This window comes from Rummeliibacillus sp. JY-2-4R, assembly GCF_053847205.1.
On record NZ_CM132623.1, the window covers coordinates 1,765,030 to 1,782,130 of the forward strand.

General features: G+C 34.6%; 18 protein-coding genes. 14 read left to right on the forward strand and 4 right to left on the reverse strand.

What is annotated here, in order from left to right; all coding sequences use genetic code 11:
- The first annotated feature begins 159 nt into the window (after window positions 1–159).
- The 6 genes from ACWV26_RS08535 (at window position 160) to ACWV26_RS08560 (ending at window position 5,272) form a co-directional block, all read left to right on the forward strand.
- Entirely contained in the window at window positions 160–885 is a 726-nt protein-coding gene (locus ACWV26_RS08535) for a WbqC family protein (RefSeq protein ID WP_455897919.1), read from the forward strand.
- 130 nt (window positions 886–1,015) lie between these two features.
- Window positions 1,016–2,122 (forward strand): DegT/DnrJ/EryC1/StrS family aminotransferase, encoded by a 1,107-nt coding sequence (locus ACWV26_RS08540; protein WP_455897920.1) that lies wholly within the window; start codon window positions 1,016–1,018, stop codon window positions 2,120–2,122.
- Window positions 2,119–3,006 (forward strand): glucose-1-phosphate thymidylyltransferase RfbA, encoded by an 888-nt coding sequence (gene rfbA / locus ACWV26_RS08545; protein ID WP_455897921.1) that lies wholly within the window; start codon window positions 2,119–2,121, stop codon window positions 3,004–3,006. Before ACWV26_RS08540 ends, rfbA begins: the two co-directional genes overlap by 4 nt.
- 24 nt (window positions 3,007–3,030) lie before the next feature.
- Complete coding sequence (gene rfbB / locus ACWV26_RS08550; protein ID WP_455897922.1) at window positions 3,031–4,029, forward strand: dTDP-glucose 4,6-dehydratase; 999 nt, start codon at window positions 3,031–3,033, stop codon at window positions 4,027–4,029.
- 142 nt (window positions 4,030–4,171) lie between these two features.
- A complete protein-coding gene (locus ACWV26_RS08555; RefSeq protein ID WP_455897923.1) occupies window positions 4,172–4,660 on the forward strand; it encodes a metal-dependent hydrolase in 489 nt (162 codons plus the stop codon).
- Between the two features lie 12 nt (window positions 4,661–4,672).
- Window positions 4,673–5,272, forward strand: coding sequence for a Maf family protein (locus tag ACWV26_RS08560; protein WP_455897924.1), 600 nt, complete (start codon window positions 4,673–4,675; stop codon window positions 5,270–5,272).
- Between the two features lie 182 nt (window positions 5,273–5,454).
- On the opposite strand, the gene ACWV26_RS08565 is transcribed toward ACWV26_RS08560, so the two are convergent.
- On the reverse strand, window positions 5,455–5,928 hold the full coding sequence (locus ACWV26_RS08565) for a phosphate-starvation-inducible protein PsiE (protein ID WP_455897925.1): 474 nt from the start codon (window positions 5,926–5,928) through the stop codon (window positions 5,455–5,457).
- A gap of 165 nt (window positions 5,929–6,093) precedes the next feature.
- Complete coding sequence (locus tag ACWV26_RS08570) at window positions 6,094–8,103, reverse strand: catalase (protein ID WP_455897926.1); 2,010 nt, start codon at window positions 8,101–8,103, stop codon at window positions 6,094–6,096.
- 161 nt (window positions 8,104–8,264) lie between these two features.
- Between ACWV26_RS08570 and ACWV26_RS08575 the strand changes: the two genes are divergently transcribed.
- Window positions 8,265–9,227, forward strand: a complete 963-nt coding sequence (locus ACWV26_RS08575; RefSeq protein ID WP_455897927.1) for a VanW family protein — start codon at window positions 8,265–8,267, stop codon at window positions 9,225–9,227.
- Window positions 9,228–9,288: 61 nt separating this feature from the next.
- Here the strand turns inward: ACWV26_RS08575 and ACWV26_RS08580 are convergent, their stop codons facing one another.
- Window positions 9,289–9,909 carry an RraA family protein gene (locus ACWV26_RS08580; protein WP_455897928.1) on the reverse strand — a complete coding sequence of 207 codons (621 nt, stop codon included), beginning with the start codon at window positions 9,907–9,909 and terminating at the stop codon, window positions 9,289–9,291.
- 223 nt (window positions 9,910–10,132) lie between these two features.
- On the opposite strand from ACWV26_RS08580, the gene ACWV26_RS08585 reads away from it, so the two are divergent.
- Together ACWV26_RS08585 and ACWV26_RS08590 are read left to right on the forward strand one after the other, a co-directional pair.
- The gene (locus ACWV26_RS08585; protein ID WP_455897929.1) at window positions 10,133–10,435 is read left to right on the forward strand and encodes a YunC family protein; all 303 of its coding nucleotides are present in this window, start codon (window positions 10,133–10,135) and stop codon (window positions 10,433–10,435) included.
- Window positions 10,436–10,597: 162 nt separating this feature from the next.
- On the forward strand, window positions 10,598–10,858 hold the full coding sequence (locus ACWV26_RS08590; RefSeq protein ID WP_455897930.1) for a hypothetical protein: 261 nt from the start codon (window positions 10,598–10,600) through the stop codon (window positions 10,856–10,858).
- 184 nt (window positions 10,859–11,042) lie between these two features.
- Here ACWV26_RS08590 and ACWV26_RS08595 read toward each other — a convergent pair whose 3' ends face one another.
- Window positions 11,043–11,606: a flavodoxin family protein gene (locus ACWV26_RS08595; protein ID WP_455897931.1), complete on the reverse strand. Its 564-nt coding sequence runs from the start codon at window positions 11,604–11,606 to the stop codon at window positions 11,043–11,045.
- Between the two features lie 234 nt (window positions 11,607–11,840).
- On the opposite strand from ACWV26_RS08595, the gene ACWV26_RS08600 reads away from it, so the two are divergent.
- The 5 genes from ACWV26_RS08600 to ACWV26_RS08620 all read left to right on the forward strand — a co-directional run bounded on the left by ACWV26_RS08600 (window position 11,841) and on the right by ACWV26_RS08620 (window position 17,100).
- Window positions 11,841–12,602, forward strand: coding sequence for a superoxide dismutase family protein (locus ACWV26_RS08600; protein WP_455897932.1), 762 nt, complete (start codon window positions 11,841–11,843; stop codon window positions 12,600–12,602).
- Between the two features lie 114 nt (window positions 12,603–12,716).
- A complete protein-coding gene (locus ACWV26_RS08605) occupies window positions 12,717–13,163 on the forward strand; it encodes an SRPBCC domain-containing protein (RefSeq protein WP_455897933.1) in 447 nt (148 codons plus the stop codon).
- A 511-nt stretch (window positions 13,164–13,674) separates the two neighbouring features.
- Window positions 13,675–15,024 (forward strand): dihydrolipoyl dehydrogenase, encoded by a 1,350-nt coding sequence (lpdA, locus tag ACWV26_RS08610; RefSeq protein WP_455897934.1) that lies wholly within the window; start codon window positions 13,675–13,677, stop codon window positions 15,022–15,024.
- 28 nt (window positions 15,025–15,052) lie between these two features.
- Window positions 15,053–16,045 carry a thiamine pyrophosphate-dependent dehydrogenase E1 component subunit alpha gene (locus ACWV26_RS08615; RefSeq protein ID WP_455897935.1) on the forward strand — a complete coding sequence of 331 codons (993 nt, stop codon included), beginning with the start codon at window positions 15,053–15,055 and terminating at the stop codon, window positions 16,043–16,045.
- Between the two features lie 23 nt (window positions 16,046–16,068).
- Entirely contained in the window at window positions 16,069–17,100 is a 1,032-nt protein-coding gene (locus ACWV26_RS08620) for an alpha-ketoacid dehydrogenase subunit beta (protein WP_455897936.1), read from the forward strand.
- The last annotated feature ends 1 nt before the right edge of the window (window position 17,101 follow it).

The following is a 17,101-nucleotide window of genomic DNA, read 5'->3' on the forward strand; positions in this document are numbered from 1 at the left end:
GCTTAATGTTGATTTGCAAAATATCTAAATATTAGTATAACACCATTTACAGAAAAATATTACCTGTAATTTAAATATGAAAACTTTAGCTCTTGATATGTGGAAAAATTAATTTATAATTTAAAATTACCTTGAAATTTAGAATGAGGTGTATATGGAATGAAAGTAGCATTAATGCAACCTTATTTTTTCCCTTATTTAGGATATTTCCAGCTAATTAATTCAGTAGATGAATTTGTAATATTTGATAATGCACAATTTGTTCGAAGAAGCTGGATAACTAGAAATAGGATTTTAAACGCTCATAAGGAAAATGTATATATAAAGGTCCCTGTTCATAAATCTTCTAGGAAAACAAAAATAAAAGAAATAATCATAAATAATGATACGAATTGGAAAGAAAAGATTATACAACAGTTACTTTATTATAGAAATGCGCCAAATTTTCAAAGAGTATTAAAATTTGTTGAAGAATGTTTTGCTATTGAAGAAAATAATATAAGTATATTTAATACATTACTCTTGAAAAAGACTTGTAACCTTTTAAATATAAATACTGAAATATCTGTGTTATCAGAAAAAATGCCTGGAATTAATGAAGCTGATACGGCTGATGAATGGGGGATTAAAGTATCAAAAGCATTAAACGCTTCTACTTATATTAACGCTATTGGTGGTAAAGAGTTTTATAATCAGCAAAAATATAAAGAATATGGACTGGACATTCATTTTATAGACCCGATAATAAATCCATATGAACAATTTAATAATCAATTTATACCTGACCTATCTATTATTGACGTTATGATGTTTAATGATTTTAACAAAATTATAGGTTTGACAGAAATAATAAATTATCAAGGATATTCAAATTATGTATCTTGAATATCCCATGATATTTAACTTGAAATAAGAATATATTCATAAAAGCAAAGTTCTTATTAACATACCTATTACATATTATATTTAAGAATCTATCAAATCTTTCCAATATAGAATGTGAGGTAATACCTAAATGAATCCACCAATCCAAGTAACCCGCTCATCGCTCCCACCATTCGAAGAATATGTTGAAGAAATCAAAGAACTTTGGGGAACCCATTGGCTAACAAACATGGGATCAAAGCATCAACAATTAGAAAAAGAATTACTTAGCTATTTAAATACTTCAAATCTATCACTCTTTACAAATGGTCATCTTGCTTTAGAAACAGCGCTTTCTGTTTTTAATTTAAGCGGAGAAGTGATTACTACACCTTTCACCTTTGCCTCGACAACGCATGCCATTATTCGAAATGGATTAGAGCCTGTTTTTTGTGATATTGACCCTGATAACTATACTATTCAAGCTGAAAAAATCGAGAATTTGATAACTGAAAAAACATCTGCTATTGTTCCAGTACATGTTTACGGGAATATATGCAATGTGAGAGAGATTGAAAGAATTGCTCAAAAGTATAATCTAAAAGTGATCTATGATGCTGCACATGCCTTTGGTGTGACGGTTGATGGAGTAGGGGTTTCTAATTTTGGGGATGCATCTATGTATAGTTTTCATGCGACAAAAGTCTTTCATACGATTGAAGGAGGAGCTCTTACTTTTAGTGATGCTGGATTAAAACCTTTGATCGAGGCATCAAAGAATTTTGGTATTACGGGACAAGAGTCTGTTGAATTTGTAGGTGGCAATGCGAAGATGAATGAGTTTCAAGCAGCGATGGGAATTTGCAATCTCCGAAATATTGACACAGAGATTGCTAAAAGAAAAGCAATCTATGATAGATATGTTGATCAGTTGGCTGATATCAAGGGAATCAAGCTTGTTCTACCACAACTTGGAGTAAAAAGTAACTATGCTTATTTTCCAATTGTCTTTGAAAAACACAAGCATACTAGAGATGAAGTATATGAAATTCTAAAAGAACACAATATTTTTGTTAGAAAATATTTTTATCCACTAACAAATAGTTTTGATAGTTTTGATGGAAGATATAATCCAAATGATACACCAGTTGCCAACTATGTTGCAGAACGGGTTCTAACACTACCTCTATATGCAAGTTTGACTTTAGATGAAGTGAATCGGATATGCCTAATTATTAAAGAGGTGATGAAAAGATGAAAGGGATCATTTTAGCTGGAGGTTCAGGAACACGGCTATATCCACTTACAAAAGCAATTTCCAAACAAATACTTCCAGTGTATGATAAGCCAATGATCTATTATCCATTATCTGTATTAATGCTTGCAGGGATTAAAGAGATATTAATTATCTCAACTCCAAGAGATATTTATAGCTTTCAAGAGCTTTTAGGTGATGGTGAAAAGTTTGGCATCAAACTTGAATATGCGATTCAAGATGAACCAAATGGATTAGCGGAAGCCTTTATTGTCGGAGAAAAATTTATAGGGGATTCACACGTTGCTCTCGTGTTAGGGGATAATATTTTCTATGGATCTGACTTCGGTAATCGATTGCAAAAAGCGGCAATGCTTAAAAGTGGTTGTATTATTTTTGGTTGTTATGTAAAAGATCCGCGAGCTTATGGTGTAATAGAAGTAGATGAAAACCGTAATGCTATTTCAATAGAAGAAAAACCGGAAAATCCGAAATCTTCATTAGCAGTTCCTGGTTTATACTTTTTTGATAATGACGTAATTGAAATTGCAAAAGATATTCAACCTTCAACTAGGGGTGAAAAGGAAATAACCTCTGTAATCGATCACTATTTAAATAACAAAAAGTTGAAAGTTGAAGTAATGGGGAGAGGCTTAGCTTGGTTAGATACAGGTACTCATGATTCACTTTTGCAAGCTTCCAATTTCGTAGAAGCCATTCAAAAGAGGCAAGGGATGTACATTGCATGCGTTGAGGAAATTGCATTCAGAAGAGGATATATAACACAAGAGCAATTAGTAAGACTAGCACAACCACTGATCAAAACAGAGTACGGCCAATATTTAGAAGAAATAGCACTTCAACCACATGCGAAGATTAGTATTTAAGGGATAATTACGAGGTGAAATAGTATGAAGTTACTTGTTACTGGGGGAGCGGGTTTTATTGGGGGCAACTTTGTCCATTACATGCTGAAAAACTACCCTCAATATGATATTTATAATGTAGATTTACTGACCTATGCTGGAGACTTGATGAAACATCGAAGTATTGAAAAAAACACCAATTACCATTTTATTCAAGGCGATATAACTGATCGAAACTTTATCACTTCATTATTTGAAAATGAAAAGTTTGATTTTGTTATTCATTTTGCAGCGGAAAGCCATGTCGATCGCTCTATAATAGATCCAAGTATTTTTGTTCATACAAATGTTTTGGGAACGCAGGTATTGCTAGATGCTGCAAAACAAATTGGTGTCAAAAAATTCGTCCATGTATCAACAGATGAAGTATATGGTGAATTAGATTTTGATCCAGCTACCTTTTTTACAGAAGAATCATCATTGCAGCCAAATAGCCCCTATAGTGCAAGTAAAGCATCTTCTGATTTACTAGTACGTGCGTATCATGAAACTTTTGGACTACCTATGAATATTACTCGATGTTCCAATAATTATGGTCCCTATCAATTTCCGGAAAAACTTATCCCTTTAACAATATCACGCGTATTAAATAATGAATCTATTCCAATCTATGGAAATGGACAAAATGTACGGGATTGGTTGCATGTATTAGATCATTGCACAGCTATTGATCTTGTGCTTCATAAAGGAACAGTAGGAGAAGTATATAATATTGGTGGTCATAATGAGCGCTCAAATTTAGATGTTGTTAAAACAATCATTCAAACACTTGGAAAATCGGATAATCTAATCATGTTTGTAAAGGATCGATTAGGGCATGACAAACGATATGCCATTGATCCAACAAAAATAGAACAACTTGGTTGGAAGCCGATTTTTACATTTGAAAGTGGAATGGCTCAAACGATTGAGTGGTATTTGGAACAAAAGGAATGGGCGGAACAAATAATAAATGGTACGTACCAAAACTATTGCAATAAGTAAGCGAATCCAATCATTAAGGGTTTGCTTTTTTTGTTTAAAAAGGGAATTATCAAATTCATATCAAATTTATTCATTTATGGTTGAAAATAGTGTATTGTTATAAGAGCATTCGTATAAGGTAAAATAAAGGAGAATAGTAAGCATGACAGGAAAAACTCACATCTTAGGCGGCATTGCAGCAGGTCTTGCTTATGCACATTTTGAACACGTTCCAGATTCGGACGCCATTATATTAGTAGGAGCAAGTGTAGTAGGGGCATTACTCCCTGATATTTGCCATAGTGGCAGTATAATCGGACGAAAATTTCATATCTTATCCAAAATCATCAATACACTATTTGGACATCGAACATTCACACATAGTTTATTGTTTTTACTACTGATGGCGATGATTATGAATACATATGTTTCAAACGTATCGATCACTTCAGGAATATTAATCGGTATGGTAAGCCATTATTTACTTGATATGTCCACTAAAAATGGCATTAAATTATTTTTCCCATTGGATATTACAGTTCGATTGCCTATTACAACAAGAACAGGTAGTCAAGTTGAACATGTAGTTGCCATCGCACTAACGGTTATATCTGTATATTTAGGCTTTGAAACTATCCGAGATTTATTATGAGGAGTGGCGTAAATGCAATTCTTTACAACAAAATCATTTATATTAGCTTCCGCATCACCGAGAAGGAAAGAGATTTTCGCTAGATTAAATATTCCATTTGATATTGTCACATCCAATGTAGTAGAAACGAGTGTACAAGAAAAAAACGTTGAACATTATGTAAAAGCCGTTGCCTTATTAAAAGCACGTGATGTGGCGAAAAAAACATCTGGTAAAGTTGTTATTGGTGCTGATACAATCGTTGCAAAAGACAACAAATTACTGCATAAACCTACAAATTATGATGAAGCACTCTCACATCTCAGAACATTACGAGGAACATTTCACGAGGTACTAACTGCTGTAGCGATTATTGAAGAAGATGGGAAAGAAACGGCATTCGTAGAAAAAACGAGAGTTGTTTTCAAAAATGTTTCAGATGAATTGTTAGATGCTTATATTAAAACAGGCGATCCATTTGATAAAGCTGGTGGTTATGGCATTCAAACTGATGGAGTATTTTTAGTAGATCGAATTGAAGGAGACTATTTAAACGTAGTTGGTTTACCATTAGCATCGTTATTTGAACAGCTAATTAATTTAAAATTAATAACACTTAGCCCTTCAAAATAATTTATAGCATTTAGAAAACTGTCCGAAAAAAGGACAGTTTTTTCATGTCTAGTGAAAGCAATGAAGAGTATAAGAATAGAATTATTTCTCGGGAAATCTTATTATTCAAAAAATTCAATACAATGATGTAATTTGTCGAATGGGGTCAACTCAATTAATGATACAAGGGGGATATTTTGCGTTTATTCTATATCCTTTTTTCTGTTTCCCTTTATATACCAAAACTTTTTGGGACGCTCTAATGGTGTGATATTGATTATAAAGTAGCTAATAATGAGGAGTAAGATAATCAAAGCATATAGCAACATGCTTTTCGCATCTTTATGGTCAATGATGACAAGCCGAATCATGGCAGTAATGCCGATATAGATGAAATAACGGAGAGGGAAGTGATAATCTTCTTTGAAATACTTCACAATCATCGTGATAAATTCGAAGTAGAGGAAGAAGATTAAAATATTTGCTAAAAATACCTCATGTTCATGAGCTTCTTTGTTATGTGGATTAAACAAAACATTGAAAAATACGAACAGCTCTTTAACCATAAGAAAGGCTAAAAATACCGCGAGAAGGATTAAGCAAATGTTAAGAAACCATTGTAGTATTTTTGGAACCACATATTGCACTTCAACAAATAATTGTTTCGATCGATTCATTAGCATCCCCCTATTCAATTTTTCTTAAAATTCATTATATCATTTTGTAACTAAGGTAATACAGAAATTATATAAATTTAACAAAAAATTCAGATAATATAAAAATACAATAACTCATTCATAATGAAGCATGAATGAGTTATTGTAGCAAACATTTTAAAGCGATTATTTTACTTGACGATCCCAGAAGCGTCCTTTTGCAATAGCATCAATGAATGATTGGATTGGATTATTTCCTAAATCGTAAACACCAGGAGCATCTAATTTAACTATTGGCGAATCAACGAAATGATTATAAGATAGTCCAACAGCTATTGGTTTGAAATGTTTGTATGTGTTCTCAATGAATTCTATTATAGGTGCTGGAAGCGTTGTTTCATTACTGATTAATAATACGGCGTCATAAAAAGTAGAATCTGCAGTAGCATATGTTTGCATTACTTTTTCTCCGCCACTCAAGTCGTGAATATTTTTATCCACGATTTCATAATCAACCTTATTATCTAATAAAGCCATAATCCAGTCTTTTAATTGAGTTTGATTATTAGGTTCACCGTTTAATAAAATGGCTACTTTTTTCGTATCAGGTTTGAAAATAGTATTTTCCATACTAAGGGCCGGTGATTTTTTAGTGGATGCTACTTCATAATTTTCCTTTGGAACAGCTACACCAATATTCTCTGCGACTTCTTCTGTAAGCTTACGGTCAATATGGTTTAAAAGTGCAATCACATTTTCTCTAACCATTTCTGATTTACATTTACCCAGTTCAAAGCTAAATGCATTTATTATATGTTCTTTTTCTGTTTCAGATTGAGAATTGTAAAATAGTTTTGCTTGTGAGTAAAAATCAAGGAAGCTTTCACTTCGACCTCTAATTTTTCGACCTTCAATTTTCTCTTGGTAATGTTCAAAACCGCCATTTTCAACTGGTACAGGGGATGGTTGGTTCGCGTTTAATGCATTTTTATGGTAACTTGTTTTACCTTTATGGATAACCATTTGATGCATACCATCACGCTGATTATTTGTAAAAGGACAAACAGGTTGATTGATAGGAATTTGGTGGAAATTAGGTCCCCCTAAACGTAAAAGTTGTGTATCCGTATAGGAGAATAAACGTCCTTGTAAAAGTGGATCATTTGAAAAATCAATCCCAGGAACAATATGACCTGGATGGAATGCAACTTGCTCCGTTTCTGCAAAGAAGTTGTCAACATTGCGGTTTAAAGTCATTTTACCAACAATTTTTACTGGCACATCTTCTTCTGGCCAAAGTTTGGTTGGATCTAATATGTCAAAATCAAACTTGAACTCATCTTCTTCTGGGATAATTTGCAGTCCTAACTCCCATTCTGGGAAATTCCCCTTATTAATCGCATCATATAAATCTTGACGATTAAAGTCTGGATTCTTCCCGGAAAGCTTTTGAGTTTCATCCCAAACCATAGAATGCATTCCTAGTAACGGTTTCCAATGAAATTTAACGAAATGAGCTTTTCCTTCTGCATTAATTAATCGGAAGGTATGTACACCAAATCCCTCCATCATACGTAAACTACGAGGTATTGCACGGTCACTCATCAACCACATCACCATATGAGCAGATTCAGGATTTTGGCCTATAAAGTCCCAAAAGGTATCATGAGCACTTGCCCCTTGTGGAATTTCAGTATCTGGTTCAGGCTTTACTGCATGTACAAAATCCGGGAATTTGATGGCATCTTGGATAAAGAAAACCGGCATGTTATTACCAACTAAATCAAAGTTTCCTTCATCTGTATAAAACTTAGTCGCAAATCCACGGACATCGCGAACAAGATCGCTGGAACCTCTAGAACCTTGTACAGTTGAAATACGGACGAATACGGGCGTTTTTTTAGATGTGTCATTTAGAAAGTCTGCCTTTGTATATTCTGCTAATGATTCATATAGTTGAAATTCTCCGTGAGCCCCAACACCGCGTGCATGGACAATTCGCTCAGGAATACGTTCATGGTCAAAATGCGTCATTTTTTCACGGAAGTGGAAATCCTCCATCAAAGTAGGTCCTCTTAAACCGGCTTTTAAAGAAAACTCATCCTCTGACATTTTCAATCCTTGGTTTGTGGTTAAACCTGCTTGTTCTTCGTTATTAATCGTATGCTTTTTTAATTGTTCGTCTTTTTTATTCATAACAGAAACCTCCAAATATTATGGGATATAATATCTCTTACCTTTTTACATAGAAATGAAACATTAAAATTTGAATACACATTATTACCCTTGCACGAATATGATGCCAGGGAAAAGTATTGTCTCTTTTTGTAATTCATAAGAGGTAGGGGTTAGATGTTGTGAAAAAATGGATAGTTACTTTGATATTGCTGTGTTCAATTGAATTAATGGGTTGTACAGATTTAGCAAATGAGCAGCGAGCTATTAAAACTACGAAAGAAACAATTAAAGAGAATGAAAATGAAGTTAAAGCGGAAGTGAAGCCAGAAGTTATTCAAATTATTGACCCAAATACGTCTGAAATCATTCAAACGATTTCTCCAAAAGAGCTTGGTTTTGAGGAAAATCAAGAAGAGTATGTTGGAAAATTAAAAGAACTTGCAAAATTGTTAGCGCGAGGGGATGGGAATAATATAGGTTACGATCAAAGAATGAAGCTAGATCATATAGATGAAAATGGTCAGATTATAAAAGGTAAACCTATGATTATTTTAAAAGAAACCGAATTAGTGGATAGAATTTTAAAAACATCTAAGACTGGTGGGAGAGTAGAATTACCGTTATATGAGACCAAAAGTGAGTACGATGTCAGTAAGATTCCTCAATTCAGCGAAGTGACAGTTGCGAAATATACCACAAAGTTTAATCGGACAGATACGAATCGAAATAAAAATATCGAAATTTCCGCTAATGCATTAAATGGTGTGATTGTCGGAGTAGGGGATTATTTTTCCTTCAATACAATTGTGGGTCCAAGAAATCGGGAAAATGGTTATCAACAAGCACCGGAAATCGTGAATAAAAAACTAGTTATGGGAATTGGAGGCGGTGTTTGTCAAACTTCCTCAACTCTTTTTAATGCGATTGATCAATTACCTATAAAATATATTGAAAGAAATCATCACTCACTCCATGTTGGCTACGTACCGGAGGGCAGAGATGCTACGGTATCATTTGGCACGTTAGATTTCAGATTCCAAAATACAAGTGGTGTGCCATTGTTGATCAATACCATTTACGGTGTTGAAACATTAACGGTGGAAATCAAAACGTCAAAAGAAAATGCGTTGAAATTGAATTAAGAGATTCTAAAAAAGCCCATTAACATGTTAATGGGCTTAAAATGTTATTAATCATTAAGGGCTATACAGTTTTATTAAGTGCCCGATCCAAATAGTCAATAATGTCTTGTTTACCGCCAATTGACTTTTCACGTGCTTCATCTTTTTTTAACTTTTCGAGTGCCTTTTGTGCAACTTCTTGTTCTTGACCTTGTGAAATGACCACAACACCATCCGCATCACCTATAATGTAATCGCCAGGTTGGACACTAATCCCTCCAACTGCAATAGGTACTTGAATAGCTCCGCCACCAAACTTATTGCCAGCAGCAACCGTTGTCCCTTTACAGAAAACAGGGAAATCTAACTCACGAATTGCTTGTATATCTCGTATAACTCCATCTACAACTAGCCCCTGTATATCCATCCCCTTCATTAAGGAAACGACGAAGTCTCCAGCCACTGCTCGGTTTGTATCACCTTTTGCATCAACGACTAAAATATCGCGAGGTCTTGCAACGCGGATAGCCTCAAGTAACGCTCCGTTTTCTCCAACTGGTAATCGTACAGTCACTGCACGACCAGCAATATAATCGTCATCATTTAATGGCTTGATTGCTGCATTTAGATTGGTAGTACCCATAAGAGCATCGGAAACAGCTGTAGTCGGTAAAGTATGTAGTAAATTTTCATAATCGCCCATGTAAAGCCCTCCTATTGTTCAATTTGTTTACTATATTAAGGAATAAAAGGTATATATGACAATAGACTTTGATAAAAAGTGGATTAGGAGTATGAAACGCCTTTTATGATGGACAAGTTTTAAAAAATTCTATGCCCTAAAAAAATGTGTGCGTGTCCTGAAACAAATCGAATTGTAACCACTTATTTTTTTTCCCATATGTATATATGGAGGAGGGATAAAAATGGTTTCAACTGAGACATTAATAATTCATGGGCATTCGTTTACAGCTGTATCTGTTTTTTTACCGAAGACAACATTGCTAACAATCTCAAATGACAAAGGGTATATTATGTGTGGAGCACTTGATGTAGGATTATTAAATAGCAAATTAGCGGACAGAAAAATTGTTGCAGGTCGAGCAGTTGGTGTGAGAACTATTGAAGATTTATTATACGCTCCACTTGAATCCGTCACATATGAAGCAGAAAAAATAGGCATTAAAAAGGGTATGCTTGGTGAAGATGCGTTGTTAAAGATGATCTAATTTCAAGTCGCAAATTAATGCCTTCAATACTTAAGTAAGAAAAGGAAAAAGTACATTCCACTTCGAATGTGCTTTTTCCTTTTTAAGATAAATTTTCTGCTAAATGAATATAAGTGAGAAATTTTTTAATCAGACCATAATGAGGATTTTTCTCCGATACAATTGTCCCAAATAACAGTCGCTGCATTGTCTATAGCGATTTTCAGCAGCATTCTTGCCGTACGAACTCGAATCCATCTTACAGAATTGAATTGTAGTAATGCAAATAATACTATAAAACAAACAACTTTTTTATATGCAACAAATGATACGTTTTTGATTGCGTTGATTATTCTGATTTTTACGATTCCACTTTCACTGATGATGAGAAAGCGTAAAAAACAAATTACTTTACAACCGCTAAAGCAGAAGACCAATCCTTAAGAGTTCGTTTTGATGAGGCTTCTAAGTGTACCAAACGCGCTTTTTTATAAAACTAATTTAATATTAATTTTTGATAATTTGAAGTGGAATTAGCTACACTTTCCTACGGGAGTTGCAGCTCAATTCCACTTCAGTTATGTTTGAGTGTTGAATTTTAATTTTTAGATACTTCTATTAAAAGAACTTAGAGCTCCTCAACGCTTTTTACAGTTTTTAATCTTTCGTTTAATAATTTGGCTTGTGTTACAGTCTGATTATCTTGCGTAATATCTCCTGGTCTATGGCCTTCACCAATAATATAAGCAGGAAATTTCATATTTAAGAAATCAAAAGTGTACTTGAATGTCTGTATAAGTGGGAGGGCTTTAATATTCGGATCGTCACCACCGACTGTTACAACGATTGCACTTTTTGTTTTTAATTGTTCTCTGAAAGTTGGATAGCGATCGTCTCTCATTGTTTGGCTAATTCTGTCAATCATGTTTTTCATTAAGCCAGACATTGTATACCAATAGACCGGTGTAGAAAAAATCAAGAGATCACTTTCGATTAGTGCATGAACGATTTGATCGTAATCATCGTCAACAGGTTGGAATCCATTTACATCATGTCGTAAATCGTGAATAGGTTGTATGTTCAACTCTTTTAAATAAATTTTATCGTGACGTATACCCTTCATCACGATGTCAGTTAAAAGTTCTGCATTCCCGTTCACTCTCGTGCTACCTATAAACGCTGTAATTTTCATTAAATTCCTCTCCTCCTATTTATTGTATAGTAAAAGTGTAACCTAATAATTGAAGACGATAAAGCTAAGAATGAAAAAATGCCATCAATCTTATAAATTATGCAATAAGAAAACATCAATATACATATTAGTTGAGGGAAGCGGTTAGTTTGATGGCACACTACAGATAAATTTCCTTTATTCGGATTAAAACTTTTCGATTTTGTTCATTCTGATAAAAAGGAGTGTGTAAAATTGAAAAAATATTTACTTATTTTAGCTGTTGTCTGTTTAACTGCAGGTTGCTCATTCAATAAAAAAGAAACGATGCAACCAGTAAATGGGGAAAAGTCGCCGACAACTGTGACTGAGAATGCTGATGCATCTGTTACAGATACTGAAGAAGATGGTACTTCAACTGAAGCTGCTACTGATCATTCACATGATGGTACAATGGATAATAGTACAACAACAGGTAGTTCATCAGATAATGCAACTACCACTACAGCTGGCACAGCAACTGAAAATGCGAATGATAGTTCGACAAAGAGTACGCAAGAAGCTACAGCCACTGCTACTGCTAAATTTATTAATTCTGAAGGTGCGGACGTTGGAACTGCTAATCTAACGGAAACGAATGAGGGTGTGAAAATTGATTTACAATTAAAAAATTTAACACCTGGTGAACACGGAATCCATATTCACGAAAAGGGAATTTGTGAAAAACCAAAATTTGAAAGTGCAGGTGCCCATTTCAATCCAACGCAGAAACAACATGGGTATGAAAATCCTAAAGGCTATCATTTAGGAGACTTACCTAATGTTCTAGTGGAGAATGATGGAACTGCTAACGTAGAGTTTACATCCAAAGATTTTACCCTAAAAACAGGAATGGATAATTCACTCTTTGATTCTGACGGAAGTGCCTTTATCATCCACGCTAATGCTGACGATTATAAAACAGATCCAAGTGGTAATTCTGGTGAAAGAGTTGCATGTGGAGTAATTGAAAAATAAGAAAAAAGGTGTAATGCAATTCGCATTACACCTTTTTTATGCGCAAATTTTGCTTTGTTCCAGTAAAATAAATACAATAAAATAGAGAAAATGAAAAAAATGGAGGATTTGAAAATGGAAACATTAAAATTTGAAATAAAACAAACGATCAAAGCAACAAAAGAACAAGTTTGGACCATTTTAACCAATAATGATGAAGTGAAAAAATGGTTTCCTGAAATGAGTTATCACGAAGAGGGTGAATTAGGATATTACCGTTGGTTTGATGGGAATATGGAATTAAAATTAAGCGTCCTTCAAAAGAAAGAGAAGCAACTTATGTCATTTGAATGGGCTAAAAATGAAGTGCTTTTTGAATTAATTGCAAAGCAAGATGAAACAGAATTACGATTCTATGAAATTTTAAACGAAATTATTGATCACACTTTTATGGATTTAGCAGGTTGGTATGTTTGCATAGAAAAGATTCGTCGAATTGCAGAAAAGAATGAAGAAGCAGTATCTGAAGACCTTTGGAAAATAAAGTATGAAGAATATAAGAAGTTATTTGAAGTTAAATAGACTGTCTGTCAATTCATTCCTCAATTAAATGGCGGGCACTCCTTTAAAATCTAGACTTTAACATCAGGAGAAGATTGTCTTGGCGCCCGCCAGATAATAAAAATTTGCAACGAAGAAGTACACCATTCCTTACTAGAAAAAGCCATTCCTTATACGATAACAAGATAAAACTATCCCTATATGAAGCTCACTTTTTTCATCATCTTATTTAGCAGTTAATGTTTGAAAAGCATAGTAACTGTCAAAAATTCTTCAAATTTTTTCGCCTTTTTATGTATTAAGGATAACCTTGTGAACTAGTTAATCTAAATTAAAATTAATCAGAAATTTTTGAATAAAATGAATAGTTTTAATTTCAAAATGTTCAGAAAATGTGATAATATGTTTTTGGTAAGAAATTTACAAGTTTTGCAATTTAATTGTCGATTAAGTATGTAAAGTGCTAGATAATTTTGCTCTGATGTTTGACTCGAATTAGAAAGTACATCAAATGAGATGAGGCGATGCAAAAGTGAGGAATTTTGATCTTACTATCATTGGTGCTGGACCTGGTGGATATGTTGCAGCTATTCATGCAGCTAAATTAGGTCTATCTGTTGCACTAATTGAGAGAAAAAAAGTAGGGGGCACATGTTTAAATGTTGGTTGTATTCCATCAAAAGTCATGTTAAAACATAGCCATCTTGCAATGGATATTCAAAAGGCGAATTCATGGGGTATTGATGCAAAAATTAGCTCCGTAAACTTTGAAAAATTAAAAAAGAGAAAAGACCAAGTTGTTAACAGCCTTGTACAAGGTGTAGAAGGATTAATTAAAAAGAATGCCATCACACTTTTTTCGGGAGAAGCAACGGTTGATAGAAGAAATACAGTGTATATTGAGGGGAAAAGCTTTCATTCGAAAGACATTATTCTCGCAACTGGTAGTAGACCATTTGTTCCACCCATTAAGGGTTTAGAAACCATAGATTATGAAACTACAGATACATTTTTTGATTTAGAAGAATTACCAAAAAAATTAGTCATTATTGGAGGTGGCGTAATTGCTGTAGAATTAGCATTTAGCCTGGCTCCATTAGGAACGGATGTCACAATTCTCGAAGTGGCGAAAGATATTTTACTTACGGAAGATGAAGATGCAAGAAATATCATTAAATTAAAAATGGATAAAATCGGAATTAAATATAAAACAAATACGGAAATCAAATCCGTCCATAATAACGAAGTTGTACTTAACGACGAAACCATCAATTTCACAAATTTACTTGTCGCAACAGGTAGACAACCAAATGTTGAAATTGCAGAAGTTTTGAATTTAAAAATGGATGGTAAATTCGTCAAAGTTAATCAACACTATGAAACATCTCAAAATCATATCTTCGCAATTGGCGATCTTATCGGAGGATACCAATTAGCACATGCAGCATCGGCAGAAGGAATTCATGCTGTTGAATATATTCATAGTGGACAAGCTCCTGCCTTAAATGCTCAAAGTATTCCGAGATGCGTTTATACCATTCCGGAAATTGCGTCTTTTGGCTATTCAGAAGAACAAGCGAACAGTGCCGGATACAAGCATGTTAAAGTAAAAAAACTTCCTTTAGCTACAAATGGAAAAGCAATGGCAGAAGGGAATACAGAAGGCTTCATTAAAATAATTGCAGATCAAGAATTCGGAGAAATACTCGGGACAGTAGTTGTGGGAGAAGGCGCTACGGAAATGATGAACTCAATCTTAGCTTTATATGTGGCTGAGGGCACAATACATGAGTTGTCAAATGTCATTTTCCCGCACCCAAGTATTTCTGAACAAATTGGTGAAACCGCAGATGCTTTACTAGGCACAGCGATTCATGCATAGATTGAAACAATAAAAGGAGGAATTCAGGATGACAACAAACAAAGCATTACAAGAAGTACAGTTAACAGAAGAAAAGGCTTTATGGGCGTATGAAACAATGCACAACATAAGAAACTTTGAAAATACTTTGCATAAGCTTTTCTCAGCTGGACAAATCCCTGGTTTCGTACATTTATATGCAGGTGAAGAAGCAGTAGCAACTGGTGTTTGTGCTAATTTAACAGATGCTGATTATATCACTTCTACTCACCGAGGTCATGGCCACTGTATCGCAAAAGGGTGCGATATCAATGGTATGATGGCAGAAATCTATGGTCGTGAAGATGGCCTTTGTAAAGGTAAGGGCGGTTCAATGCATATCGCAGATGTAGACAAAGGTATGCTTGGGGCAAATGGAATCGTTGGTGGGGGCTTCCCAATTGCAGTAGGTGCTGCACTTACAAGCAAGACCCTCAATAATCAAAGTGTTGCAGTTTGCTTCTTTGGTGATGGTGCATCAAACGAAGGTACTTTCCACGAAGGAATCAATATGGCAGCTTCTATGAATCTTCCGGTTGTTTTCGTTTGTGAAAATAACGGTTTTGCTGAAGCTACTCCGATTCGTTATTCAAGCGCTTCCAAAACAATCGCTGACCGCGCACAAGCCTATAATATACCTGGAATTCGGATAGATGGCAATGATTTAACTGCTGTCTATGCAGCATCAAAAGAAGCAATTGACCGCGCACGTAATGGTGGAGGTCCATCAATTGTTGAATGTGTAACGTATCGTAATTATGGTCATTTTGAAGGCGATGAACAAAAATATAAAACGCAGGATGAAAAGAAATTACATCCAGTAGATCGTGATCCACTTAAATTATTTAAAGAATTTGCTATTGGAAATAATTTATTCTCTAAAAAACAAGCAGCTGAAATTGAAAAGAAATCGGTTAAGACAATTGAAGATGCAGTAGAATTTGCACAAAATAGTCCAATTCCAAAACCTGAATCTTTACTTACAGACGTATTCGCAGACTAATAATAAAAGGGAGTGTACAAATCATGACAAGAAAAATCACAATGATGCAAGCGATTAATGAAGCAATGGCAACAGCAATGACAAATGACGAAAAAGTTATTTTAATGGGTGAAGACATCGCTGGTGGAGCAAAAGTTGATGGTTTTGAAACTGAGGATGCATGGGGTGGCGTATTTGGTGTTACCAAAGGTCTTGTCCAACAATTTGGTCGTGAGCGAGTAATTGATACACCAATTTCAGAAAACGGATACATTGGTGCTGCAGTAGGTGCCGCAGCTACAGGCTTGCGTCCAGTTGCTGAATTGATGTTCAATGACTTTATTGGTTTCTGTTTAGATATGATTTTGTGTCAAGGATCTAAAATGCGCTATATGTTTGGTGGAAAAGCTGAAATTCCACTAACAATCAGAACAACGCATGGTGCAGGTGCAAGTGCTGCTGCTCAACACTCTCAATCATTGTATGGTATGTTCGGTGCGATTCCAGGTGTTAAAGTGGTTGTACCATCCAATCCTTATAATGCGAAAGGCTTATTATTATCTGCAATAGAAGAAAATAATATCGTGATTTATTCAGAAGATAAAACACTATATGGTATAAAAGGTGAAGTGCCTGAAGACTATTACAAAGTAGAAATTGGAAAAGCACATATCGAACGCGAAGGTACAGATTTAACAATTGTGACGATTGGTAAAATGCTCTATGTCGGATTGGAAGTAGCAGAAAAGTTAGCTGATGAAGGTGTAGAAGTTGAAGTAATTGACCTTTTAACAGTTGCTCCATGGGATCAAGAAACTGTGCTTGAATCTGTAAAGAAAACAGGCCGCTTAATCGTCATCGACGAAGCAAACCCTCATAACAATACGGCAACAGATATTGCATCAATAATTGGAGACCTGGCATTTGATTATCTTGATGGTCCTATCAAAACAGTTTGTGCACCAAACTGCCCAGTGCCGTTTGCTACAAACTTAGAACAATTGTATTTACCAAATGCTGAAAAAGTGCTTAAAGTTGCAGAAGAATTAATCTTTGATTTAAAAAAAGTAAAATAGG

What these genes read in the sequence shown, in the direction of transcription:
- ACWV26_RS08535 (WP_455897919.1), top strand. Translation starts at nt 160, where the DNA reads ATGAAAGTAGCATTAATGCAACCTTATTTTTTCCCTTATTTAGGATAT.
- ACWV26_RS08615 (WP_455897935.1), top strand. Translation starts at nt 15,053, where the DNA reads ATGACAACAAACAAAGCATTACAAGAAGTACAGTTAACAGAAGAAAAG.
- rfbA (WP_455897921.1), top strand. Translation starts at nt 2,119, where the DNA reads ATGAAAGGGATCATTTTAGCTGGAGGTTCAGGAACACGGCTATATCCA.
- rfbB (WP_455897922.1), top strand. Translation starts at nt 3,031, where the DNA reads ATGAAGTTACTTGTTACTGGGGGAGCGGGTTTTATTGGGGGCAACTTT.
- ACWV26_RS08565 (WP_455897925.1), bottom strand. Translation starts at nt 5,928, where the DNA reads ATGAATCGATCGAAACAATTATTTGTTGAAGTGCAATATGTGGTTCCA.
- ACWV26_RS08560 (WP_455897924.1), top strand. Translation starts at nt 4,673, where the DNA reads ATGCAATTCTTTACAACAAAATCATTTATATTAGCTTCCGCATCACCG.
- ACWV26_RS08555 (WP_455897923.1), top strand. Translation starts at nt 4,172, where the DNA reads ATGACAGGAAAAACTCACATCTTAGGCGGCATTGCAGCAGGTCTTGCT.
- ACWV26_RS08570 (WP_455897926.1), bottom strand. Translation starts at nt 8,103, where the DNA reads ATGAATAAAAAAGACGAACAATTAAAAAAGCATACGATTAATAACGAA.
- ACWV26_RS08580 (WP_455897928.1), bottom strand. Translation starts at nt 9,909, where the DNA reads ATGGGCGATTATGAAAATTTACTACATACTTTACCGACTACAGCTGTT.
- ACWV26_RS08540 (WP_455897920.1), top strand. Translation starts at nt 1,016, where the DNA reads ATGAATCCACCAATCCAAGTAACCCGCTCATCGCTCCCACCATTCGAA.
- ACWV26_RS08585 (WP_455897929.1), top strand. Translation starts at nt 10,133, where the DNA reads ATGGTTTCAACTGAGACATTAATAATTCATGGGCATTCGTTTACAGCT.
- ACWV26_RS08595 (WP_455897931.1), bottom strand. Translation starts at nt 11,606, where the DNA reads ATGAAAATTACAGCGTTTATAGGTAGCACGAGAGTGAACGGGAATGCA.
- ACWV26_RS08605 (WP_455897933.1), top strand. Translation starts at nt 12,717, where the DNA reads ATGGAAACATTAAAATTTGAAATAAAACAAACGATCAAAGCAACAAAA.
- ACWV26_RS08620 (WP_455897936.1), top strand. Translation starts at nt 16,069, where the DNA reads ATGACAAGAAAAATCACAATGATGCAAGCGATTAATGAAGCAATGGCA.